The organism is Roseobacter fucihabitans (assembly GCF_014337925.2).
In the GTDB taxonomy this organism is placed as follows: Bacteria; Pseudomonadota; Alphaproteobacteria; order Rhodobacterales; family Rhodobacteraceae; genus Roseobacter; species Roseobacter fucihabitans.
The window spans coordinates 1,370,279-1,394,101 of the sequence record NZ_CP143423.1 but is presented as its reverse complement, the minus strand read 5'-3'; the positions used below and the strand labels follow the sequence as shown (position 1 = coordinate 1,394,101).

Genomic DNA, 23,823 nt, shown 5'->3' with positions numbered 1-23,823 from the left:
CGATGATCAACCTCGCCGAATACCGTCGTAAATCCTCTCATCTGGCCGATTTTCTGCCTTGGGCGGCGCTTGTCGGCGCGGGCGTTGTCCTGAACAAAGATGGCTCCTTCCAGCGCACTGCACAGTTTCGTGGTCCCGATCTCGACAGTGCAGTGCCCGCCGAACTGGTCGCGGTCGCGGGCCGGATCAACAACGCACTGCGGCGGCTCGGCTCGGGTTGGGCGGTGTTCGTCGAGGCGCAGCGCGTCCCGGCCCTCTCCTATCCCGACGGCCAGTTTCCCGATGCGGCCTCGGCCCTGGTCGATACCGAGCGCAAGGCGCAATTCGAAGAGGAAGGCGCGCACTTCGAGTCGCGGTATTTCCTGACGTTGCTGTATCTACCGCCTGCTGAAGAGGCCGCACAGGCAGAACGGTTTTTGTATGAGGGACGCAATCGTGAGAGCGGAGCAAATGCGCGCGAAACGCTAGCGGGCTTTGTCGACCGCACCGACCGCGTCTTGCAGCTCCTTGAGGGTTTCATGCCGGAGTGTATGTGGCTCGATGATGCCGAGACGCTGACCTACCTGCACGCAGCGATCTCGACCAAAGTGCAGCGCGTCCGCGTGCCCGAGGTACCAATGCATCTTGACGCGCTGCTTGCTGATCAGCCGCTTACTGCGGGTTTGGAACCGATGCTGGGGAACGCACACCTGCGCATCCTGACGATCACGGGTTTTCCAAGCGCAACAACGCCCGGCATCCTCGATGACCTCAACCGGCTGGCCTTCCCCTATCGCTGGTCAACCCGCGCGATCATGCTCGATAAGACCGACGCCGCGCGGCTCCTCTCAAAGATCCGGCGTCAATGGTTTGCCAAGCGCAAATCCATCGCCGCCATTCTCAAAGAAATCATGACCAACGAGACCTCGGCGCTCCTCGATACTGATGCGCACAACAAGGCGATGGATGCCGACGCGGCCCTACAGGAACTCGGCTCCGATCTGATCGGCGAAGCCTATGTCACTGCAACCGTCACGGTCTGGGACGCCGAGCCACGCATCGCCGACGAAAAGCTGCGGCTTGTCGAGAAGGTTATTCAGGGTCGCGATTTTACCTGCATTGCTGAGACCACCAATGCGGTCGAAGCCTGGCTGGGATCCCTACCCGGCCATGTCTACGCCAATGTCCGCCAAGACCCCGGAACCCGAGACCCCCTATCAGAAGGCGGCACAGGTCTGGGATGACCGCATCGGCTCGGCCCGCGTGCAAGCAAAGAACTGGCGTCTGATGGCTTTCGGATCGCTGTTTCTGTCAGCAGCACTGGCCTTCGGTCTCGTCTGGCAATCCGCGCAAGGCACGGTCGTGCCTTGGATCGTCGAGGTCGACCAGCTAGGCGAGGCCCGCAGCGTCGCCCCCGCCAGTGCCGACTACGAGGTGACTGACCCGCAGATCGCATATCACCTTGCGCAGTTCATCGAACGGGTCCGCGCGATCCCGGCCGACCCTATCGTTGTGCGTCAGAACTGGCTACGCGCCTACGAGTTCACCACCGATCGCGGTGCGATGGCGCTCAATTACTATGCTCGATCCAACGATCCTTTCGCGCGGGTCGGCGAGGTTCAAATCTCAGTCGATGTCTCCAGCGTCATCCGCGCCTCGCTCAACAGTTTCCGCATCGCCTGGACCGAGCGGCGCTATCAGGACGGCAGCCTTGCCGCGACCGAGCGCTGGACAGCGATCCTGACCATTTCGGTCCAGCCACCGCGCAGCGCCGAACGGCTCCGTCAAAACCCGCTCGGCATCTACGTCCACGCCATCAACTGGTCACGGGAGCTTCAGCAATGAAACGCGTAAACATCACTATTCCCATCACCCTGACGGCCTCTCTCCTGCTCAACGCTTGCGCGACCTACACACCGCCCGAAATCGACTATGACAGCAATGTCCCCGCATTGCCCACGCCTCCGCCCCCCGTGGTAGAAGAACCGCTGCGAGCCATCCACACGCCACCGCCCTGGACCCCGTCGCGCGGCGGCGACACGGATGCGGCCACCGCAGAGGCTCGCGTCATCAATGCCAATGCGGCCGCCCGGGTAGAGCCCCGCCGCGAGGGCTACTACAATGCGATCCAGGTCTTCCCCTACAGCGAAGGCGCACTCTACCAGATCTATGCAGCCCCCGGTCAGATCACCAACATCGCGCTCGAACCCGGCGAGCAATTGACCGGCGCAGGGCCGATTGCGGCCGGAGACACGACGCGCTGGATCATCGGCGACACCGAAAGCGGCAACGGGCGCACCGCCCGCGTCCATATCCTCGTCAAACCCACTCGGCCGGACATTTTCACCAATCTCGTCATCAATACCGACCGGCGCACCTATCTGCTGGAACTGCGCGCCAATGAGGCCTCCTACATGCCCTCCGTCGCCTGGTCCTATCCGCCAGGCCGCGTCCAACCGCGTCCACCGGCATCCAACAACCCACGATCCCTCCGGCCACCCGCCTCGCCTTACGTCCTTCAGGCCGGGTCCATCATTCCCGCCGCCCTCGTCACCGGCATTCGCTCTGACCATCCCGGCCAGATCGTCGCTCAAGTGACCCAGAACGTCTATGACAGCCCCTCGGGCCGCTATCTCCTCCTGCCGCAAGGATCCCGCCTCATCGGCGAATATGACAATGGCGTCGGCTTCGGCCAACGTCGCATCCTGCTCGTCTGGACCCGGATCATCCTGCCCGATGGCCAATCCATTGTTCTTGAAAGACAGCCAGGAGCGGATAGCGCAGGCTATGCAGGCCTTGAGGACGGCGTCGATCACCATTGGGGCGGTGTATTCAGGGCCGCCGCGCTCTCGACACTGCTCAACATCAGTGCCGAGTTAGGAGCGGACGATGATGATCCAATCGCCAGCGCCATCCGCGACGGCGCACAGGACACGATCGGTGATGCAGGCCGCGAGATTGTGCGTCGTCAGATTGATATTCCGCCAACCCTCACGATCCGGCCGGGGTTCCCCGTGCGCGTGATCGTGACCCGCGATCTCATACTCCAACCACAGGGAGGTCACTGATGACCAAATTGAAACTGGGCGCTTTGTCGGACGACAAACCGGTCAAACTGACCGTGGAACTGCCAGCCCAAGTCCACCGCGATCTTGTTGCCTACGCCAAAGTCCTTGAACATCAAACTGGCCAGACGGTTGCGGAACCGACAAAACTGATCGGCCCGATGGTAGAGCGTTTCATGGCAACAGATCGAGGCTTCGCGAAACTGCGACGAGAAGTACCGAAGGAGCGCAATTCGGCGGCTGAGGGATAAGCCAACACAGCTGTGGCAAGTCATTCTACGACGCCACATCTCGCTATGGTGACCTATCCTCGACGAAACAACCACATAGCCGCCGAAGCCCACCGCCTGTTCCCGTTGATTTGCGCCTGATTCCAGCCGATTTTGGTGCAGATACCCTGATCTGCGAGGCAGCTATGAACACACTCTTTCTTTTGATGGCGCAATATGACGCCCGCGCAATTGTGCCTGCAGAAACCGTCTGCCAAGACTACTTCTCGCATCTGACACTGGCAAAATTCTTGCGCAAGATCGGTTCAGGAGACATCGATCTGCCGCTAACTCGTTCTGAGAAAAGCCAGAAAAGCGCCCGGGGCATCCACATTCAGGACCTTGCGGAATATCTGGACAGGCGACGAGCGCTGGCCTTGTCAGAAGCCCGCGCTTTTCAAGAACGGTCCTGAAGTCGAGGCTAACGGCGATCCTAGATACATCGCGAATTTTCCGATCAACGCCGCTGACTTACAATTTCCTTGACCGCCGGCGCAGGCAGAGCGGTCGCGTATTCAATCGCGTGCATCTCCTCGGTGGCAAGATCGCCAAGGGAAGCGGTCATTGATCTAACTTGCGGCGAATAACTGGAAAGAGCCCATTCTGTAAATTCGATTTTCCTGCTGCGCGCGCACGCAGCACCGAAAATGCTGCATGAGCGTAAGCTTCAGTGCCGCCATGCAGCGTAAAAACCGGTCATTCATGCAGATCGCAGCGAGGACCAGCCGTCGAATTCACAGAGTGCGGACTTGGACGAAGCCGCTGCCGCGGCAATGGCGATTGTTGCGGGTGTTGTGCGCTGACTTTAGCCGTGTGGATTTTGAGATTTAACGAACCTGTCTGACGATTGAGGCTTCTCAATCAACGGACAGGAGTTCCCCATGACACATGAGAAGATGACCCCGCTTCGGGAGCGGATGATGGAAGACATGCGCATCCACGGGATGGGCGACAAGGCTCAGAAGGCGCACATTCGGGCGATCAAACACTTTTCTGGTTTTCTTGGGCGCTCGCCCGATACCGCCACGCCAGATGATCTTCGGGCGTATCAGTTGCATATGACCGATACGGAAGTGACACCGCCCACATTCAACGCGCGGATCATGGCGCTGCGGTTCCTGTTCGGTACAACCTGCAACCGTGAAGACATGAAGAAGTACATGCAGTTCCGCACGCAGCCACGCAGGCTGCCAACAGTGCTGAGTATCGAAGATGTTTCGGAGCTTCTTGCTGCGGCACCCGGCCCGGGTCTGAAGTATCGGGCGGCGCTAAGTATTTCCTATGGTGCGGGTCTGCGGGCATCTGAGGTTTGCAATCTCAAGGTCAGCGATATCGATAGTGACCGGATGTTAATCCATGTCGATGAAGGCAAGGGGCGCAAGGACCGCAAGGTCATGCTGTCACCCGATCTCTTGGACTTGTTGCGTGACTATTGGTGCGAAGCGCGCCCCGAGGGATGGCTCTTTCCGGGCAAGCCGAAGATCAATCCGGTCACGTCGAGGCAATTGGGTCGGGCGTTCAACTCGGCCAAACATCTGGTTGGTATTTCAAAGCCAGCCACGCTGCATACCTTGCGGCACAGCTTTGCCACCCATCTTATGGAGGCTGGAACGGATGTGCGGGTGATTCAGGTCTTACTGGGTCACGCCAAGCTGAGCACGACAGCGCGTTATACCCATGTTGCGACTAAAACAATCCGGGATACGCCCAGCCCGTTTGAAGCTCTCAAAAGGCTGAACGTACAGACCCGCAAGCGCAGACGGGAATAACCGAGGCCGGGTGCCCCGGCCAGAACTGGAGATTGCGGATATTTTCCGAAAGTTTGGTCCTGCGTGGCGGCAGGTCAATAAGGGCCATGTCAACCTGTCCCAGCTCAAAGTGATGTCCTCAATCGAAGCCTGCCGAACTGAGGCGCTCGGCGGGCATGTGGCGGCCTGTACCAAATGCAACCACATGCACATTGCGTACAATAGCTGCAAGAACCGGCACTGTCCCAAGTGCCAGAGTCCGGCCGCGCGCGACTGGATGGAAGCGCGCGCCGAGGATCTGCTGCCCGTGGAATATTTCCATGTCGTCTTCACGTTGCCTGCGCAGATCGCTCGTATCGCCTACTGGAACAAGAAGGCCGTCTATGGCCTACTGTTCAAAGCGTCTGCGCAAACGGTGATGACAATTGCAGCCGATCCCAAACGGCTCGGCGCGCGGGTTGGCATGACCAGCGTCCTTCATACGTGGGGGTCGGCACTTACGCACCATCCCCATGTCCACATGATTGTCCCAGGCGGCGGTCTGTCGTCAGATGGCAAGAGATGGATCGCTTGCAAGCCGGGGTTCTTTCTACATGTGCGGGTGTTGTCACGACTGTTCCGGCGGCTGTTTATCGAAGGGCTGCTTGCCCTGCACCGCGCAGGTGAACTGTCCTTCTTCGGCGATCTGAACGGGCTGTCGGACCCACAGGCCTTCGCCGCATATCTCGCCCCACTGCGCAAAACCAAATGGGTGGTCTATGCCAAACCGCCATTCGGCGGGCCCGAAGCCGTGCTCGCCTATCTCAGCCGCTACACGCACCGCATCGCCATCTCAAACAGCCGTTTGATCAGTGCCGATGCCAACACCGTTGCGTTCCGATGGAAAGATTATCGCTTCAAATCTGGTGACGGGCGATCCGTCATGCACCTTTCCACATCAGAGTTCATCCGCCGCTTTCTGATCCATGTGCTACCGGACCGGTTCCACCGCATCCGCCATTATGGCCTGCTCGCCAGTTCGACCCGTAAGGCTAACATCGCAAAAGCTCGGACCTTACTTGGCGCACAAACCGCCAAACAGGATGACCCACCAGTCGCCGAGGTCATCCCGCTCACACTGCGAGACCCATGCCCCGGCTGCGGCGGGAAAATGCGCATCATCGAGACCTTCCGGCGGGGCCAAAGACCACAATCCCGCGCACCACCCAGAAAGGCCGCAGCATGACGGGGCGCACGTCATCAATCAAAGACCATTCCCCGAACTGCATCGCGTTTTGGGCTGGTATCGGCTTGGGTGAAGGAAAATTGATGGCGTCCAATGCGCCCAAACTGGTGCCAAGCCACTCCGAAAAAGACGCTCAAGGGCACCAATCCATGAGAAATGATGCCAAGCAATTCCATCTCGCAGCATCCTCGGCTGAACCTGATTGGCGCTTCCCCCATAGCGCGCGCCCAGACCCCACGGCTTCCTCCTAGTCATGTTTCCCAACGCGGGCCACACTCACACTAAGCCGAAAAGTCGCGCACAGGCCCGCATCGAAAAACCTTAAACTTAGTGAGCTTTCGCTGCGATGGCACCAATGGCTGCTTTTCGAATTTACTCTTGGCGCTCAAAACGCATCTGCAAGCAAGCCGATAAGCTGAGCGTCGAGGTCTGGAGCCTTCACGGGTGATCCGTGGCAGGACAGCAGGATGGTCGGACAGTCAGTGGAAAGCTGTGTGTTGGCCCAATCTTTGAAAACCCAAGCGTCTTTGACACCGTAGCGCGGAAACGTGCCAAGCATACTGGGAGCCTCCGCACAAACGCCCGGCGAATGTAGCTTGGCGCTGAAGGTATCGGTGACAATCCAAGCAATCTCTGACCGAGTTCTTACTTCAATCCAAACCTCCCCTGTCTTGAGGCCCTCAGGTTCGAGTATTCTCTGGTTGTCTGCCAACTTCGACTTGAGGATATCGATTGGATCAAACGTCAGCCCGGTGATCTTTTTCAGACGCGGTTCTGCACCTTTTGAACAAACCAATGATGCGTTCGGAAAGGCGTTAGCATGCCCTGTCAGTCCTTTGTTGTGATAGTGATTTGGTGCGAGTATCATCGACACGTCGCCCAGTTTAGCAAGGCTGTCACGTCCTGACGTCTCTAGTCCCGCGACAGGGCTATAAAGGCAGATACTCCCGTCTCGAAGGCGGAAAACGATGCAGTTCAGCTTTCCAGCGCGGCCAATATAGACCCCGTCGAGTCCGCCTACTGGTGAGAAGGGTTGGATCGTCATGATGGCCGATACCCGCTTAGAATTGAGCATATGAGATCGACGAGAGGGCGACCCGCGGTCTGATCCCGCTGCGATCTGTTTTGCGCATGAATGCCCATCACAGCCGGAACCAGCGACGCGGCCAAGATATGAGGTGTGAACGTCGCCCCTTCGCCTTGCGCCGTATGTTCATTCTCAAGGGCGATCAGAAAGTGGCCTTCAAGACTATTCCAATATGAGCGCACCGCATTTTCAAGCCGTGGGCTTTGGATACGGGCGTTCTCAATGCCGGTGTTGACGATCAAACAACCATAATCGCTGGATGTCGTGGATCCCGGTGTGACCAAGCCCTTAAAGAAGGAGATGATTTCAGGAATGCTGCCTTGTTTCATTGGAGCCATTTCCGCCGTGATTGCGGCGTCACAGTAGTATTTCAATGTTTCAAGGTAGAGACCTTCCTTGCCGCCAAACTCAGAGCGAATGGCGAATTGGTTGAGGCCAGTCAGTCGTTCAATCTCACGCACGCCGAGGTCCTGAAACCCATGTTCCCAGAACACGTTGCACGCTTTTGCGATGGCATCTTGGCGATCATATGACTTCGGGCGCGGCATTGTTCATTCCATTTGACTGTTTCAATACACTCGCATAGCTATTATTTCAATGCAACTGTATAGAAAGGAAAGCGACGATGCGGGACGTGATTTTTCCAAACGATAAACAAGCGAACTACGAGGCCTACGGATATTCAGCGGCGGTGAGAAGTGGCGGTTTCCTGTTCATTTCAGGACAGGTCGGCGTCGATGCGTCGGGCAGCGCGATCAAAGATCCGGCAGCGCAGTTCCAATTGGCCTTTATCAATCTGGGTGGCGTTTTAGAGGCGGCAGGGTGTGGATTTAACGATATCGTCGATGTCACAACCTTCCACGTAGACATGTACGAACACTTCGACGCGTTTGCGTCCGCGAAGCAGAGGGTATTTCCAAATCCACCATTTCCAAACTGGACCGCCATTGGTGTTGTTTGCTTGGCTGATCCCGATCTTTTGTTGGAGATCAAGGCCATCGCAAAACTTACATCGTTCACTTGATTGCTCAAGTAGCTGCCGTTCGGCACATTCGCAGCATCTGTCAAAGTGGGCTCTGACCTAGCATTCGCCACACAAATCACGAAAGGTCGGTTCTAGAAACAGCGCCGTTCGCTGCGTGGCGCACGAACTGGTAAGATGCGGACTCTTCAGACTTTCGTTTTTTCCAGCTTCGCTTACGCAGCATTCCCTCGCGCGCGCAGCACCAAAATTGCGGCGACGCAATGGTTTTCACCAAACCGGCCATTCAAACGGACAAAAACGGCCGGAAAGCAAACTGTCCTTTCGCTGCGCATTGCATGATTTCGAACGACACGGGACGAAGAGTCAATTCGCTGCAGCTACGCCAATGTCCAGTTTCTGACCGGTTTACTTGTGCGCGATGACGGCAGAAGGGACAAAGCACCAATCACCCAAGATCAAATCATAGCGTGCAAGCAAAAGACGCTTGCTATGTAGAACATTGACTGGGTGCAAACGGCCGGTCAGCGCATTGTAGTCCAACATTCGGGCGTGGGGTGTCCAGTACTGCGCAGGCCATAGGGTCGCTTCACAAAAAGAACCGTTCTGAGCGATCTGCAAAATCGTGCAAATGAACTGTAACCTGATCGTCGCTCAACAGTACCACGCCATAAGCCGGAGATTCGAAATTTGCCGCAATGCGTTCGGACGCACCGTTCAACTCCAAGGCGACCTGGTGGTTGAGGCCGCGCATGCACGAATAGCTGATGCCGCGCCAATTGCCAAAAATCGCACGATGCACGTGGCCAAAGAACAGGTGCCGGATGCGCGTCTTGTGGGAGGCGATGACATCGTAGAAGGACTCTGCATCTTGCAACATGATCTGGTCCATCGCGGCGATGCCTGTCTTGAATGGCGGGTGGTGCATGAACAGGACGATTGGGCCTTCGGTTTGGTCCAGTTCGCGATCCAACCACGCTTGGCGCGCGGGGCAATATGCGCCTGCGTGGGTATCTTGGTCCTTGGTGTCCAGCAAGAGAAACCGCCCGAACGGGGTGTCAAAACCGCTTTGGACAAAACCGTTGTCATCGCGGGGTGTTTCTGGGAAAGCCTCGCCAAAAGCTGCTGTATCGTCGTGATTGCCCACCATCAGATGCACGGGCATGGTGAGGTTTTTGATTTCGCGCGAAAACCGCGCGTAGGCCGCCGCGTCGCCCCAATGGGTCATGTCACCGGTCAGAACAACGAAATCCGCGTCGCCATGTTCGGCATTGATGGAGGCCACAGCGGCACGCAGCCGCGCGGCCGGGTCTTGGCCATAGAGCGCGCCTTCGCCAATGACATGCGTGTCGGTGAGATGGATGAACTTCATTCTGCGGCAACCGGTTTGGCCCAATCTTCCCATGCGGTCCCTGTGCTGAAAACCGGCCCATCCCACGTAAAGGGAATATCATGGATAATTGTGTCGCTGTCACTTGCAAGGATCACGGCATAGGACGGGGCCATTGGAGCACCCTGCAGCAGCTCCTGCTCCTTCAGATTTGGCAGGGATTGATTCCCGGTCGAGCGGACGGCAGCGAAAGGAATCCCGCACCAAGTCCCGTACACTGGCGCATGGACATGGCCAAAATGGATGTAGTCGATGCGCTCGCGGTACTTTGTCAAAAGCTCGGCCAGTGGTCTGCGGTCTTCTGGCACGAGAGCGATCTTGTCTTCGGCAGGCAGGCCAAGGGCCATGGCATTGTGATGCATGAACAGGCGCGCATGGGTGCAGTGTAGGAGTTCGGCCTCCAGCCAGTCGCGGCGGCGGCTGCAAAAATGGCCTGCATGGGTGCGAGGCTCGGTCGTGTCGAGGTAGATCAGACGCGTACCGTTCACCGTTTCTGCGTGGTTGATGAAACCCGACGCGTCTTTGGGATGGTCCGGAAAAGCACTGAGAAACGCGGCGCGGTCATCGTGGTTGCCGATCAACAAGCGCACGGGACAGGGTAGATCGTTCAGGGCATCAACAAGTGTCGCATAGGCCGCAGGTTCGCCCCAGTGGGTCAAATCGCCGGTGATGATGATCCGCGTGGCATCGCTGTGATGCGCCCGCACATCGTCGAGCGCTTGTGCGAAACGTCTGTGGGGGTTCAATCCGCCCATGCGTTCACCGGGAGCCGTCAAATGAATGTCGGAGATATGGACAAGCTTCATGGACCTTAGCCTTTCTAGAAAAGAGATCTGGCCGCCCCCGAAAGGGCGACCAGAGGTTGGTTTAGCCGTTTGGCAAAAGGTCAGCGATTTCTTCGACCAGCTCTTCTTGCAGTTCTTGCATGTCGGTGGCGTCGCCGGTGACGATGCGTTCGATCCCGTCATAGATCACCTGCGTGATCGCCAAGCCGTTGTCGCCGGGATAGGCCAGCCAGTCGCGCAGCAGCGGTAGCTGGTCAACGGCGGTCTGCTTGTTGGGGTTCTGTTCGTAGAAGTCGGCCAGAATGATCTCGTTGGCCGCCTTGTTGGGGGGCATGTAACCGGTTGTCATGGCGACCTGGGCTGCGCCCTCACCGGAGGTGATGAACTTCAGCCATGTCCAAGCGGCTTCACGCACGGCAGGGTCTTCGGAGGTTGAGGTCAGCATCGCCGCATTACCACCCGCAGGTAGCCCCATCGGCGCACCGTCGAGGCCAGGGAATGGGCCGGTCACGAGTTCGAAATCACCTTGGCTGCGCTCAACCGCGCCAAGGGCTGAAGTGGACCAAAACATCATGCCGACATCACCAGCGGAGAAGGACGACAATGCGGCCTTCCATTCAAGGTTTTGCATTTCACATTCAGTAAAGATTTCCTGCATCTGTTCCAGTGCAACCAGCGCCTCAGGGCTGTCCATGGTCACACGGCCGTCTTCGACAATCGCTTTGTCCTGGCTCCACAACAGAGCCTGCACGAACCAGTTGCCAGTGATGTTCCAGCCCCAGAAAATCGGGTTGTCAACGCCATTGGCTTTCATGGTCTTGCAGGCAGAAATGACCTCGTCCCATGTTGTCGGCAGTTCGGTGATGCCGCCTTCGCGCAGGATGTCCATATTGTAGTAGCCAACTGGTAGCGAGATCGAGAACGGCAGGCCGTAGACTTCGTCGTCGAAGGTCGACAAAGACAGCATGGCTTCGTGGTAGCCCTCTGTTTCGAAATCGGCCTCTGCAGCAATGAACGGGGCCAGCGACTGTGCTATGCCTTTGTCGACCAGCGGCGCTTGGCGGTTCAGGCCCTGCATGGAAACATCCGGCAGATTGCCAGCAACGGCTTCGCGCAGGACTGTGTTGGTGGCGTCCTCATAGGATTCATAAGTGGCGCGGAACTTAACCTCGATATTCGGATGCGCCGCCTGGAAAGCAGGCATCATCGCCTCATAGGTCACATCGAAGAGGTGGCTGTAGGGGTAGGCGAACTCGATCGTCACCTTGTCCTCGGCGAAAACGGCGGTAGCAGAAAGGGCCAAAGCCATTGCAGTTAAGGTATTTTTCATTACATTTACTCCAGTTGTCGGGGCTGACGGTTTGGCGGTTGGCAGGCCCCAATGATATTCCCCGTGTGGGGAGGCGATTATCCCCTTGCGGGGCTATGGGTAGGGCGCGCCAAGGCGCGCCCTACTTCATTCCAGACAGCGTGATTCCTTCGATAAAGCGGCGTTGGGCCAGCAAAAACGCGACGATCAGCGGTGTGACGATAACGGTGGCCGTGGCCATCATCGGACCAAAGAACGAACCGTCCCCATCGCCCTTGAATTCGCGCAGGCCCAGTGGCGGTGTGAAGAGATCGCGGTTTCCGGTCACAACGATGCGCGGCCAGAAATAGTCATTCCAATGGGCCACCACCGAGAAGATCGCGAAAGCCAAAAGCGCTGGGATTGCCGTGGGCAACATGACCCGCCAAACGATGGCCAGCTCGGACATGCCGTCCATCCGCGCCGCGTCAATCAGATCGTCAGGCACAGTCATAAAAAACTGGCGCATCAGGAAGATCCCAAAGACCGAGATCGTCCACGGCACGACAAGAGCGGCGTATGTGTTGGTCAGCCCAAGTTTTGCCAGCCCGATATACAGCGGCAGGGCAATGGCATGGACGGGTATTAACAGGCAGAACAGGACCAACCCGAAAACCGCATCGCGCCCCCAGAATTTCAGCTTTGACAGCGCGTAGGCAGCTGGCAGGGCCACAACAATTTGGATCAGAAAGATCGACACGGTGACGATTACGCCATTAAGCAGATAGCGGATAAGCGGCGCTTCGGTGAAAGCTTTGGAATAGTTGAACACAACCGGGCGCATGGAACAATCTGCCTCGGTCTCGGCCAAAAGATGGGCCTGCACGCTGGCGTCGTCTTGGCCCGCAAACCGCGCGCGGGCGGCTTCGATGTCGGCGCGATCGGGTTGACGAAGGGCGACGCAGCGTGGGTCGATCATCATCTCTTGGCGGCCAAAGAACCCACCTTCACCACGGTCGATTTCGCCGGGACTTTTGAACGAATAGCTGACCATCATATAAAACGGCGCTAGCACGATTACCGCACCAAGGATCAGCACCATATGTTTCCACCAATCGCGGGTCATCAGTAGTGCACCTTGCGTTCGACCAGCCAGCGCTGGATAAGAGTTAGAAACATGACGAACAGCAAGAACAACATGGTGATGGCCGAGCCGATCCCGATCAGGTTTTGCTGAATGCCCTTCTCGAAGATCGCGAACATCATCACGTATGCGGATTTGTTCGGCCCACCGCCCTGCGGCCAGAAGGCCTCGATGGTGTCAAAGACTTGAAAGGCGCGTATGCAAGAAATGGTGACGACAAAGACCGTGGTTGGCCCAAGGGCGGGCCATGTCACCAGTCGAAATCTCTCCCAAGCGGAGCGGGCCCCATCCATTTCGGCCGCGTGGTAGAGTTCGCGGTGCACCGACGTCAGACCGGCCAAAAACAACACCATGTTGAAACCAAACCCCTGCCAGATGCCGATGAAACAAACCACCCAGATCGCGTAGTCACGATCCCCCAGCCACAAAGGGAAGCCCTCGGCGCAGCCATTTGCAAAGAAGGGCAACGCCTCAAACCACGTCCCGCAGGTCAATTCCAACGTGCGGTTCACCATGCCAATGGTCGGGTGCAGCATGAATTCCCATGCAATTGCCATAGCCAACAGCGTGGCCATCACCGGCAGGAAGTAGATCGTCTTGTAGATGTCTCCAATCCGGCCCAACGAATGGACAAGCAAGGCCGCCCCAAGGCCAAGACCCACGGAAATGGGCACCACGGTGATCACGTAGGTAAAGGTCGCAACAAACATCTTTTGGTAAGTCGAACGGGTGAACAGACGCTCGTAGTTCTGCACTCCGACCCAATCGAAGCCGGGATTGCCCAATGAATAATTGGTGAAAGACAGGACACCCGCCACGATGATCGGCACCAGTAGGATTAAGGCCATCAGCGTCAAGGCAGGCGCGACCAACCCCCAGCCAGCGCGCGCTTGGCTGTTGTCAGGTTTGGCTTTGGCGACACTGGTGACGCCGGGACCCACGACCGTCATTTCAGGCCACCTCAGGTGTGCGGTTGGTGGCAAGTTCGGCGCGGCGCAAACGCGCGCCCTCAGCGTCGAATATCATGGCTGCGCTCAGATCAAAGGTCAGACCGACCTGCGTACCCAGCCCCAAACTCTGCCGCTGCGCCGGCATGGCCCGCAAAGTCACACGCGACCCATTGCTGTTCAGGGCAACTTGGGCAAAGATCTCGGACCCAAGGTTTTCGAAATGCACAACCCGTCCGGTAAGAAGTGGCGCGGATTGAGACAATCGCAGGGCTTCGGGGCGCAGACCCAATTGAATGACCTTTGGGCTGTCGACGGAAAAACGAGAGGTCAAAACCTGATCAAAAACGGTCAGCTCCGTGCCGTTGCGCTCCACCGGCAAGATATTGATCTTGGGCGAGCCGATGAATTCGGCCACGCGAATGTCATCGGGGTCTTCATAGATCACATCGGGGGCCGCACATTGCAGGATTTCACCGTCCATCATCACTGCAATACGGTCAGACATAGTCATGGCTTCAACCTGATCGTGGGTGACATAAATGAATGTGGCCTTCAGGCGGCGGTGCAGCTCGGCAATCTCGGCACGGGTCTGCACACGCAGCTTGGCATCAAGGTTCGACAGTGGCTCATCCAGCAAAAACGCCGCGGGATCGCGCACCAGAGCGCGGCCCAATGCTACGCGCTGTCGCTGCCCGCCCGACAATTGCCCGGGCTTGCGATCTATAAGGGCGCCGATTTCAAGCATCTCGGCCGCATGCCGGACTGCTTGCGCAATATCGTGCTGTTGCGTCCGCGCTCCGGGCATCACACCGCCCAGCACGGGTAAACGCTGCAGCGTTGTCATTTGGCGCATCTGCAAAGGCACGGCGATATTCTCGGCCACTGTCAAATGCGGATAAAGTGCGTATGATTGAAACACCATCGACAGATTGCGATCCGCCGCACGGAGCTGTGTCACATCTGTCCCGCCGATCGAGATGTTGCCACTCGTGGGCGTTTCCAGCCCGGCGATGATCCGCAACAGAGTCGATTTCCCGCAGCCAGAAGGCCCCACCAATGAAATGAACTCTCCATCCTTCACATCAAGGGTCACCCCTTTCAAAACGGAAGTCTCGCCGAAGTCCTTGGTAACAGATGCGATCTGCAGGTCTGACATGTGATTCCCCCTTGGTACAGCCAATCAATAGGCGGTCAGCACAACAGTTTTGTGTCGTCATATTAGTGAAACCGATGGGTCCTATGTTGGGGGCAAAAGGAAAGATCATGCGTCCCAACCACCATCAATTCGAAGCCTTTGCATATGTTGTCCGCGAAGGAAGCTTTTCTGCCGCCGCAACACGGCTGAACGTCACCCAGTCCACGATTACGCAACACATAGCGAACCTTGAAAAAGGTGTCGGGACGCTTCTTTTGCTGCGCGGTCGGGATGGGGTGGAACTGACCCCAACCGGACAGGCTTTTTACAATCTGGCAGACCGCATGGTCGCCCTGAGCGCAGAGGTCACCGAGCGGCTTGAAGGGTTTAATGCCATGAAAGAGGGCCGCCTCAAGATTATCGGAAATGCGCCACAACCCGCGCTGAAGATCATCGCGCGGTTTCAGCGCCGGTTTCCCGATATTCGCGTCGATTTCGGGCTTTACGATTGGACGACTGCCAAATCAATGATCAGCAACCGCCTTGCGGACGTGGGCTTGATCACGGATGCGCCCGAACATGAGTATTGGGAAAGGATTCACATCGAAAGCGCGCGTTATGTGATCTATTGCCGCCGCGACCACCCATTCGCAAAGCGGACCAAGATTTCACTGGCCGAGCTTGAAGAAGAGACTGTCATTGTGCCAGAAAAAGGGTCACTCACGCGCCGCTTGCTGGATCAAGCCTGCGATCGCAACACCATATCGCTGAACCGCATAGCCATAATGACAACCTTCCCCTTGATGTGCGAAGCGGTGTTGCAGGGAATTGGCGTCGCGTTGTTCTTGCAAAACAGCAGCCTCATCAGAGACAATCTTTGCGAAATTGACATCGAGGAAATGCCTGAAGCCCGGAACACGTCTCTTATCGCCACGAAAGACCGTACGCGGTTGAAGCTCGTTTCAGAATTCATTAACGCCGCCATTGAATGAGAACCCACTGAGCGTCCGGCTTCGCTACGGATACCAAGAGCAGCCGCTCGTGCCTCGTGCAGCATTGGTCAGTTTGGGCTTAGTCCTGCCAACTACTTCAGGATGTACGAAGGCCTGGTCTGGATTGGCCAACGGCAGTAGCCGCAAGCCAACTTCGTTCAGATGTCGATGTGCTCAGCAATACTCAGGGCATCTTCCAGCTCAACGCCAAGATAGCGCACTGTGCTATCAACCTTTGTATGGCCAAGTAGCAATTGAACAGCGCGAAGGTTGCCGGTCTTGCGGTAAATTTCAGCTGCTTTGGTGCGGCGCATTGAGTGTGTGCCGTATCCACTGGGTTCCAGACCAATCGCTGTCACCCAGTCACGCACAAGTCGACCGTATTGACGTGTTGAGATATGCGGGCGGTCATGGAAACGGCTCGGAAACATGAACCGACACCCGATCATCTCAGGTGATCTTACCCATGAAATGACTGTTTCTCTCGTATTTTCAGTCAGTTCGAATTGAACCGGTTTCTTGGTTTTGCTCTGGATCACCGACACTCGCTCGCGAACGCGGTCATCTTTAACCAAATCTAACACGGCGAGTTTGACCAGATCGCAGCCACGCAACTTGCTATCGATCGCAACGTTGAACAGCGACAGGTCGCGTAGGTAGCCCGCAAGTTCGAGCCGGGCACGGATGGCCCAAACCTGTTTGGGAAGCAGGGGTCGTTTCTGACCTATTATGCGCCCCTTGTTCCAGGCTCTTGGTTTCGGGGTGACTGCGGGAAGTTGGACTCTTGGCATCATATGCCCTCCAATCCCCCCTCCATGCCCAGACATCAGCACAGCGCTGACAAAGCGATCATACCATGTAGTTGAATGGCCGTTGTGCGAAGTCGCCAGCAAGCGGCGTTTCTGGAAACGCATTAGGCCGCTCTGAGCCCGTAGCAGAAGTGTTGAATTTTTTTGGTGGACACTTGCTGCGTAAGAAATGTTGCGTGATCGCAAACCGAGGCACGTCACGCAACAAACAAAGCCGCCATTCCTGCATGGCGAGTTATGGTGCCGCGGTCGAATGTTCAGGTCGGGAACCGAAAAAACACTACTATTCACCAAAATAATAGCCGCTAAAAAAGCGGGGTATCAGCCCTCTCGCCAGAAGAAAACTGCAAGCGACGTGCCAGGATCAATTCCCCTTCAATTCAGCTGCCAAGTGTATTCACCATCACTGAATGAGTTTGAATCGGCTTTTGAGACTGGCCCACAATCCCAGCCCGGTTCTTTCTTCCAGTTGGTGCAAACGTCGTTGCCGCGCACTTCCCAATGACCGGTATCTTTACCATAGCTCCGATCATCGTAATTTGTGGTGCCGTCGGCGGCGAAACACTGCGTTCCGACGGATGGGCCAGAATATGCGACGCAGCGCCCCGAATGAGTGCTCGTGAACTCGGCACCGCTTATTTGCTGAGCGTCAGCGGGTGATGGCACAAAGACCAAAGATGTAAGGGTTGCGCAAATCGCGATCGCCAGTGATTTATAATTCAACATAAGGGCCTCCTCAAAGTTGATGCGTGTGTTTGCCGCGCCAGGGTCTTGCGTCGACGGGCGGATGTGTCGGATTAGGCCAGACGGCGCGGCAAGGTGTGCGTCGAACTCAGCGCAGGCTGAAATCTACAGCGATCGCAATTGTGAACAAATCGTCCGCGGCAAAACCATCTACGCCATCTTCGGCATCTGATGAGTTGTACCGCAACTCCGCACGCCAGTTGTCGGCGAACGGAATGTCAGCCCCGATCGACCAAAAATCCCAATCTGAGCTTCCGAACTCACCGAAATCAAAGTCAGCATTTCCGTACTCTGCAACGAGGGTCACGTCATTCCAGCCAGTTGCATATGATGCACTCACGCGCCATTCGTCTTGTTGATCGGTAAACGGACCCAAGTCTTCGGCGTATCCGTAATATGCTCCGACAGAGATTGCGTCGGTCACTGCGTAAGACGCTTGCAGAATGAGCTCCTGATAACTGTCTACGTCATCGCTGAATTCATAGTGATAGACAGATGCGTCGTATGAGAAGCTTCCAAGAGCGCCGCGATAACCGACATAAGGGCCAGCTTCCCAGTCATAGCCCGCGAAATCCTCATCCGCAGTCTGATAATATGCGCCGAGGTAGAAACCAGACAAGCCGCCCTCGAGGTAAGTGAGTGCTGAGAGCCCGTCAGAAAGCTCCAATCCCTGAGAGACATACTCCGACATGGCTGACACCCCGCCGAACAAGTAGTCCAATGCGTACGAGGATGATGGAACAGATATCGCCGTTGTGCCAATGGCGGCCGCAATAAGATGGTGCTTCATTTTTCATTCTTCCTTTTTGGGTAAATTTGGTTTTGGCGCACCAGCATCGTCTGATGCCAGCCGCGTTCTTTACTCAGAGGATCAAGCGGTCAGATCAATCCAGATGGTCTTGAGTTCTGTGTATTGCTCATGTGCGTGAATGCCGTTGTCGCGACCGCCAAAGCCTGAAGCTTTGAAGCCGCCAAAGGGCGTGCTTATTTCACCCTCTGAATAGGCGTTCACACCAACGGTTCCGGCCTCCAACTTGCGGGCGTATTTATGCGCCTTGGAGATACTTTGCGTGTAGAGCGTCGCTGCCAGTCCATATTGGGTTTGATTGGCAAGCTCGATGGCTTCTTCGTCGGTTTCCGCGCGGGTCACAGCAACCACTGGGCCGAAAATCTCTTGTTGAAAGATGTCCATGTCTCTGGTGACATCGGCAAAGACAGTCGGCTGGAACAATAGCCCGCCCGCTCCTTCGCCGCCGTGCGCGACTTTGGCACCCTGCGATTTGCCCGTTTCAACCAATCCAGAGACTTTGGCGTAATGTTCATCGCTCACCAACGGGCCGTTCTGAGTATCGACATCCATCTGATCGCCGACTTTCCAACCTGCGGCGGCTTTGGTCATTTCGTTGACAACCTCGTCATAAACGTCCTTGTGCGCGATGATCCGGCTGTTTGCAGTGCAGTTTTCCCCCATGTTCCAAAAAATCGCTTCAGACTGGATTTGTGCAATACGGGGGATGTCGGCGGCATCGCTCAAGATCACTGCGGCGCTCTTGCCGCCCATCTCCAGACAGACTTCTTTGAGGTTGGACTGGGCTGCGTATTCAAGAAACCTGCGCCCCGTCGCGGTTGAGCCTGTGAATGTCAGTGCATTCACATCCATGTGCCGCCCCAGCGGCTCGCCCACCTCTGGACCAAAGCCTGTGATAACATTCAACACACCCGGTGGCACGCCAGCCTCGACGGCCAGTTCGGCAAGGCGCAGGGCGGTCAGGCTGGTTTGCTCAGCGGGCTTTACCACCACCGAATTGCCGGTCGCCAAGGCAGGACCGATTTTCCATGCCATCATCAGCAGTGGAAAGTTCCACGGCAGTACGGCAGCAACCACGCCCACGGGTTCGCGCACGATCATCGCCACAGCGTCAGGCGATGAGGGTGCAATCTGATCATAGAGTTTGTCCTGAGCCTCACCGTGCCAGCGGATACAGTTGGCGGTCTCTGGCACGTCGATTTCCCTGCAATCCGTGATCGGCTTTCCTGCATCAAGGGCTTCCATTGTCGCCAACTCATCCACGTTTTCCATAATGAGATCAGCAAGCTTGCACAGCACGACTTTGCGCTCTGTGGGATGCAGGCCAGACCAGACACCCGATTTGAAGGCAGCGCGCGCCGAAGCAACAGCCGCGTCCACGTCGGAGGCATCGCAGGATGGCAGGCGCGCAATGGTATCGCCATTGAAAGGGTTCGTCGTCTCGAACATTTGGCCTGCTGCACTGGCCGTATACCTGCCATCAATGAAGATGCCGCTGGGCAGGGACAGGTCCTTGGTGAAATCGGTCTGAACGTTCATGGGGTCTCTCCTTTTAGGGGCTAAAGCGGTCGAGTATGCCGAAAAGGGCGACAGTAGCGCCCAGTCCGATGCGGCGGAAACGGTGAAACGGGATGGGCTGGGGGCGCGTGACGGGATAGTCGAGGGCGTCCTCGGGACATCCAGCGGCCCAATCCGCGAGGATGCGGCCCATCACGGTGGCCATGCCCACGCCACGCCCGTTAAAGCCGATCCCGGCCATCGCGTTCGGGGCGATCTTATGTAATCCGGGGGCGTGGCTGCGCGTAAGCGCCACATCGCCACCCCAGGCGTAGCGCCATTTAGCGTCGTCCAACTGAGGGTACAGGTCCAACGCGACATCGCGAAGCGCTTGCTGGCGGTCCAGCACATGTTTGTCGCTCAACGCACCGCGACCGCCCATGATAAATCGGCCATGTGCATCTTTGCGGAAATAAACCAACAACCGGCGGGTGTCTGAGGGCGAATGGCCCTCCGGTAGGATGGAGTGCGCAACGTTGTCAGAAAGCGGCTCCGTCGCCACTTGCACCGAGGTCACCGGCACCACGGTCTGACCAAGTGGATCGGCGAGCGGCCCTGTATAGGCATTCGTGCAGATCAACGCTTTGCCAGCGGTGACGCTGCCTGTGTCGGTCGTGACGGTGATGCTGTCGGCATCGCTGTTCATCTGTTTCACGCGGCTTTGCCCGTGGATTTTCGCCCCCGCTCTCTCAGCCGCCGCGGCAAGCCCCAGCGCGTAATTCAGCGGGTGCAGGTTGCCGCCGCGCCGGTCGATCAAACCGCCGACATAGTGCCTGACGCCCAGCAGGCGCGCCATTTCATCGGCGTCGATCTCATCCACCGCGTGCCCACGCGCGCGCCACTGGCGGCCCGTTTCGCTGAGTGCTGCCAAAGTACTGGCGGAGGTGGCGGAACGCACCCAGCCACAGCGGTTTGCGTCGCAGTCGATCCCGTATTTTTTGATGAGGCCAAAGACCAGATCGCCAGCCACAGCAGAAGCCGCGACCATGCGCCCGCCGATGTCACGCCTATGTTCGGCCTCAGTCTGATCTGGATCAGCTTTGAGCCCGGGGTTCACTTGCCCCCCGTTGCGGCCAGAGGCACCCCAGCCAGGTGTTTCGGCTTCCAACACGATCACGCATTTGCCCGCCTCGGCCAAATGCAGTGCAGCAGACAGTCCTGTGAACCCTGCGCCAATCACCACGACATCCGCTTCTGCGCCCCCGTGCAAGGCGGGGCGGTCCGGCGCGTCATTTGCCGTCGCGGCCCACAGGCTCGCGGCAAGCGGCGCGCGTTCGTTCTGGATGATCCGGTCCTGTTTCACGCCGCACCCAAAGTTCCAACGGGGGTGCTGAGGAACCGGCTGAGCGGTTCGGCGCTGTTCGCCGCACCCGACGCTTCGCGTTCGAGGAACTCGATGGCGACGACCTCATGTTCAGTCATGCGTTTCAGTACGGCCAAGTCTTCGGCGGGTGCGAGGCTTTCCAGGCGCTCAAAGTCATCGATGTAAGCCGGGAAAGTCATGCGCATGTAGGCGATCATTTCCTTGTAGGTTTGGGGGCCTTTGTCTGCATCTGCACGGCCCTCATCCACCAGCAGCGGTGTGGGACGCGGGGTCAGCCCGTGCTTGGCGAGCAGGGGGGCGACGATGGCGGCGCAATGGCGCTCGACTTCTGCCAAAAGCCGCAGGTGTGCCGCAGCTTCGGGCGTGTCCACGCGGGCCGCCAGAGCAAGAAAATAGGCCTCTCCTGCGATTTCTTCCTCATAGTAGAGTTGCAGCGTTTCGAGATAGGCAGGCGTGGCTACTCCCAGCTTTGATGGCGGCAAGGCACCCACATCTACCCGGTCGTGTTTCAAAGGCACGTCGATATCGATCTCCGCATCCGTCTCCATCGCAAAGCGATGCCCAGCATATACAGCGGCCGCAACGATCGCAGGCGCGTCGCAATCGCCGATGCGGCGCAGGGTAAAGTGGAGCCGTGTCGCGTCACCTTCCACACGGTCCAATATCTCACGGTAAAGGGTATCGTTCTGCTGGCGTTGGGTGACAAGAACCGCGTTTGTCGCTGCAATCTCCTGGGTTTTGCCCGAGTAGCTGCACGCCAGCGTCGCAGCCGCGCCATCGAATGTGCTCAGGCTATGAGCTGTCACAATCTCAATCCCCAATTCGATCAACCGCGACCGAATGCGCCAACGCTCTGACGTCATGCCAGCCCAGGCCGACACGCTGTCTTCTTCCGTCACATAGGTCACATGCACGCCGGTTTGACGAATGCGTTCGGCAATGACGCTGGCCATGTAGTAGTTGTCGCCATCGAAAACCACGGTGGGACCGTCGGGCAATGTGCCGTCCATGATGTCATCCGGCGTTAGCACAGGCACGCCTTCGGCAGCCACAGACACGTAGGCCTTTCCGTCAAACCGGTCGCGGCGCCATGTGGCACCGGTGGCAATGCCCACGTGATCCGCGCCCACGTCAAAGACATCTTGTGCAGTCAGGCGGCTTTCCCGGAAGACCTCGACATGGGGCATCTTGTCCAATTGCCCCACGCGGTAATCGCGGACCCGGATGTAGGCGCTCATCCCGGGCAGGCTGGCTTCGCGGGTAACACGACCGCCCAGCTCTCGCGTCGCTTCTGATAGCATCACGTTGTAGCCCCGCGCGCCCAGAGCCCGAGCGGCCTCAAGCCCCGCAGGACCAGCGCCGACGATCAAGACCTGGCCATCAGAGCCTTGCGCAGGCGCCTTCTCGGGATGCCAGCCTTTGCGCCATTCCTCCCCCATGGTCGGGTTCTGGGTGCAGCGGATTGGCGTGCCTGTGCTGTCGCCGGAATAGCAGATGTTGCAGCCGATACATTCACGGATGTCTTCAAGGCGGCCCTCTTCGACCTTTTTGGGCAGGTAAGGGTCGGCAATCGAAGGGCGGGCCGCCCCAATCAGGTCGGCCACGCCGCGCTTGATCAGGCCCACCATCGCATCGGGCGAGGTGTAGCGCCCCACAGTTACAACAGGCTTGGTCGTGCGCGACTTCACCCATGACATGTAGGGTTCAAGCGATCCTTCCTGGGTGAAGCGCGACACACCCATTTCAAGCGAGTAATCCGCGATGTTGATGTCCCATAGGTCGGGCAATTCGGCCAGCATTTCGAACATCTCGTGGCGTTCGCCGTATTCGGGCGCGCCGTCCGCGCCGATGGTTTCGTCCGCTTTGAACCGCACTGCGACACCGCAGCGATCACCGACGGCATCCTTGGTTTCTTCGATCAGCTCACGCACCAGCCGCACGCGGTTTTCCAGGCTGCCACCGTATTCATCGCTGCGGGTGTTGGCCCGTGGGTCGAGGAAATTGGCCAGAAGGTAGCCATGAGTGGCGTAGACATAGACGATGTCGAAGCCTGCATCGCGTGCGCGCAGTGCTGCCTTGCGGTGCCAGCGGCGCAGGTTGCGGATGTCTGTCTTGTCCATCGCACGGGTCTGAAACGGATGACCCACGGCGTTTGGCATGCTGGTCACATCCATGGGCACTTCGCGGGTATAAAGGTTGGCGGAACGCGCGCCGGAGACCCAGAGCTCCGCCCCCGCGAGGCTACCATGTTCATGCACCATGTCCGTCATCGCCGAATGCGCGCGGATGTCGCTATCATCCCAAAGGGATGCCGAGACGCCGGGCAGATCGTCTGAGGACGGGTGGATCGAGTTATATTCGGTGCAGATCACGCCCCAGCCGCCCTGCGCCTTGACCCCCCGCATCGCGGCCAGGGTTCGGGGGCGCAGATGTCCCATGCCTGTGCAATGAGGCACCTGATAGAAACGGTTCCTGGTCGTGACCGGACCGATCTTGAGAGGGTCAAACAGAATGTCGTAGCGGGGGTCTCGGGTCACGTGGT

At 57.7% G+C, this 23,823-nt stretch carries 23 protein-coding genes and 1 pseudogene; 9 read left to right on the top strand and 15 right to left on the bottom strand.

Annotated elements, in window-relative coordinates; translation table 11 throughout:
• Nucleotides 1–2: 2 nt before the first annotated feature.
• The 7 genes and pseudogenes from ROLI_RS06960 to ROLI_RS06930 form a co-directional block, all read left to right on the top strand.
• Nucleotides 3–1,178 (top strand): annotated as a pseudogene (locus tag ROLI_RS06960) (conjugal transfer protein TrbE); the annotation flags it as partial.
• Nucleotides 1,162–1,824 (top strand): conjugal transfer protein TrbF, encoded by a 663-nt coding sequence (trbF, locus tag ROLI_RS06955; RefSeq protein ID WP_262386655.1) that lies wholly within the window; start codon nt 1,162–1,164, stop codon nt 1,822–1,824. The pseudogene ROLI_RS06960 and the gene trbF, both read left to right, overlap by 17 nt.
• Entirely contained in the window at nt 1,821–3,047 is a 1,227-nt protein-coding gene (locus ROLI_RS06950) for a TrbI/VirB10 family protein (RefSeq protein ID WP_187431836.1), read from the top strand. Before trbF ends, ROLI_RS06950 begins: the two co-directional genes overlap by 4 nt.
• Nucleotides 3,047–3,295 (top strand): DUF2274 domain-containing protein, encoded by a 249-nt coding sequence (locus tag ROLI_RS06945; protein WP_187431837.1) that lies wholly within the window; start codon nt 3,047–3,049, stop codon nt 3,293–3,295. The genes ROLI_RS06950 and ROLI_RS06945 overlap by 1 nt, the downstream gene beginning before the upstream one ends.
• A 110-nt stretch (nt 3,296–3,405) precedes the next feature.
• On the top strand, nt 3,406–3,726 hold the full coding sequence (locus ROLI_RS06940) for a pyocin activator PrtN family protein (protein ID WP_262386656.1): 321 nt from the start codon (nt 3,406–3,408) through the stop codon (nt 3,724–3,726).
• Nucleotides 3,727–4,194: 468 nt separating this feature from the next.
• Nucleotides 4,195–5,082: a site-specific integrase gene (locus ROLI_RS06935; protein WP_187431423.1), complete on the top strand. Its 888-nt coding sequence runs from the start codon at nt 4,195–4,197 to the stop codon at nt 5,080–5,082.
• A 10-nt stretch (nt 5,083–5,092) separates the two neighbouring features.
• Nucleotides 5,093–6,286: an IS91 family transposase gene (locus ROLI_RS06930; protein ID WP_187431424.1), complete on the top strand. Its 1,194-nt coding sequence runs from the start codon at nt 5,093–5,095 to the stop codon at nt 6,284–6,286.
• A 14-nt stretch (nt 6,287–6,300) separates the two neighbouring features.
• On the opposite strand, the gene ROLI_RS06925 is transcribed toward ROLI_RS06930, so the two are convergent.
• From ROLI_RS06925 to ROLI_RS06915, 3 genes are all read right to left on the bottom strand, one after another.
• Nucleotides 6,301–6,462 (bottom strand): hypothetical protein, encoded by a 162-nt coding sequence (locus tag ROLI_RS06925; protein ID WP_187431425.1) that lies wholly within the window; start codon nt 6,460–6,462, stop codon nt 6,301–6,303.
• Nucleotides 6,463–6,671: 209 nt separating this feature from the next.
• Complete coding sequence (locus ROLI_RS06920; RefSeq protein WP_187431641.1) at nt 6,672–7,331, bottom strand: hypothetical protein; 660 nt, start codon at nt 7,329–7,331, stop codon at nt 6,672–6,674.
• Nucleotides 7,328–7,921 carry a TetR/AcrR family transcriptional regulator gene (locus tag ROLI_RS06915; protein WP_187431640.1) on the bottom strand — a complete coding sequence of 198 codons (594 nt, stop codon included), beginning with the start codon at nt 7,919–7,921 and terminating at the stop codon, nt 7,328–7,330. The genes ROLI_RS06920 and ROLI_RS06915 overlap by 4 nt, the downstream gene beginning before the upstream one ends.
• Before the next feature lie 77 nt (nt 7,922–7,998).
• Between ROLI_RS06915 and ROLI_RS06910 the strand changes: the two genes are divergently transcribed.
• Entirely contained in the window at nt 7,999–8,397 is a 399-nt protein-coding gene (locus tag ROLI_RS06910; RefSeq protein WP_187431639.1) for a RidA family protein, read from the top strand.
• Between the two features lie 547 nt (nt 8,398–8,944).
• Here the strand turns inward: ROLI_RS06910 and ROLI_RS06905 are convergent.
• The 6 genes from ROLI_RS06905 to ROLI_RS06880 all read right to left on the bottom strand — a co-directional run bounded on the left by ROLI_RS06905 (nt 8,945) and on the right by ROLI_RS06880 (nt 15,068).
• Nucleotides 8,945–9,727, bottom strand: coding sequence for a phosphodiesterase (locus tag ROLI_RS06905; protein WP_187431638.1), 783 nt, complete (start codon nt 9,725–9,727; stop codon nt 8,945–8,947).
• Complete coding sequence (locus ROLI_RS06900) at nt 9,724–10,551, bottom strand: phosphodiesterase (protein ID WP_187431637.1); 828 nt, start codon at nt 10,549–10,551, stop codon at nt 9,724–9,726. The genes ROLI_RS06905 and ROLI_RS06900 overlap by 4 nt, the downstream gene beginning before the upstream one ends.
• A gap of 61 nt (nt 10,552–10,612) precedes the next feature.
• The gene (locus ROLI_RS06895; RefSeq protein ID WP_187431636.1) at nt 10,613–11,860 is read right to left on the bottom strand and encodes an ABC transporter substrate-binding protein; all 1,248 of its coding nucleotides are present in this window, start codon (nt 11,858–11,860) and stop codon (nt 10,613–10,615) included.
• 121 nt (nt 11,861–11,981) lie between these two features.
• Nucleotides 11,982–12,944 carry a carbohydrate ABC transporter permease gene (locus ROLI_RS06890; RefSeq protein ID WP_187431635.1) on the bottom strand — a complete coding sequence of 321 codons (963 nt, stop codon included), beginning with the start codon at nt 12,942–12,944 and terminating at the stop codon, nt 11,982–11,984.
• Nucleotides 12,944–13,912: a carbohydrate ABC transporter permease gene (locus ROLI_RS06885; RefSeq protein ID WP_187431634.1), complete on the bottom strand. Its 969-nt coding sequence runs from the start codon at nt 13,910–13,912 to the stop codon at nt 12,944–12,946. Before ROLI_RS06885 ends, ROLI_RS06890 begins: the two co-directional genes overlap by 1 nt.
• Before the next feature lies 1 nt (nt 13,913).
• Nucleotides 13,914–15,068 carry an ABC transporter ATP-binding protein gene (locus ROLI_RS06880; protein WP_187431633.1) on the bottom strand — a complete coding sequence of 385 codons (1,155 nt, stop codon included), beginning with the start codon at nt 15,066–15,068 and terminating at the stop codon, nt 13,914–13,916.
• 107 nt (nt 15,069–15,175) lie between these two features.
• Between ROLI_RS06880 and ROLI_RS06875 the strand changes: the two genes are divergently transcribed.
• Nucleotides 15,176–16,039, top strand: coding sequence for a LysR family transcriptional regulator (locus ROLI_RS06875; protein ID WP_187431632.1), 864 nt, complete (start codon nt 15,176–15,178; stop codon nt 16,037–16,039).
• A 158-nt stretch (nt 16,040–16,197) separates the two neighbouring features.
• Here the strand turns inward: ROLI_RS06875 and ROLI_RS06870 are convergent, their stop codons facing one another.
• From ROLI_RS06870 to ROLI_RS06845, 6 genes are all read right to left on the bottom strand, one after another.
• Nucleotides 16,198–16,830 carry a tyrosine-type recombinase/integrase gene (locus ROLI_RS06870; protein ID WP_187431644.1) on the bottom strand — a complete coding sequence of 211 codons (633 nt, stop codon included), beginning with the start codon at nt 16,828–16,830 and terminating at the stop codon, nt 16,198–16,200.
• Between the two features lie 393 nt (nt 16,831–17,223).
• Nucleotides 17,224–17,574, bottom strand: coding sequence for a hypothetical protein (locus ROLI_RS06865; protein ID WP_187431631.1), 351 nt, complete (start codon nt 17,572–17,574; stop codon nt 17,224–17,226).
• A gap of 106 nt (nt 17,575–17,680) precedes the next feature.
• Nucleotides 17,681–18,382, bottom strand: a complete 702-nt coding sequence (locus ROLI_RS06860) for a hypothetical protein (protein ID WP_187431630.1) — start codon at nt 18,380–18,382, stop codon at nt 17,681–17,683.
• An 81-nt stretch (nt 18,383–18,463) separates the two neighbouring features.
• Nucleotides 18,464–19,939: an aldehyde dehydrogenase gene (locus ROLI_RS06855; RefSeq protein ID WP_187431629.1), complete on the bottom strand. Its 1,476-nt coding sequence runs from the start codon at nt 19,937–19,939 to the stop codon at nt 18,464–18,466.
• 13 nt (nt 19,940–19,952) lie between these two features.
• Nucleotides 19,953–21,260 carry an FAD-binding oxidoreductase gene (locus ROLI_RS06850; protein WP_316247489.1) on the bottom strand — a complete coding sequence of 436 codons (1,308 nt, stop codon included), beginning with the start codon at nt 21,258–21,260 and terminating at the stop codon, nt 19,953–19,955.
• Nucleotides 21,257–23,818, bottom strand: coding sequence for an FAD-dependent oxidoreductase (locus ROLI_RS06845; RefSeq protein ID WP_187431628.1), 2,562 nt, complete (start codon nt 23,816–23,818; stop codon nt 21,257–21,259). Before ROLI_RS06845 ends, ROLI_RS06850 begins: the two co-directional genes overlap by 4 nt.
• Nucleotides 23,819–23,823: the final 5 nt, after the last annotated feature.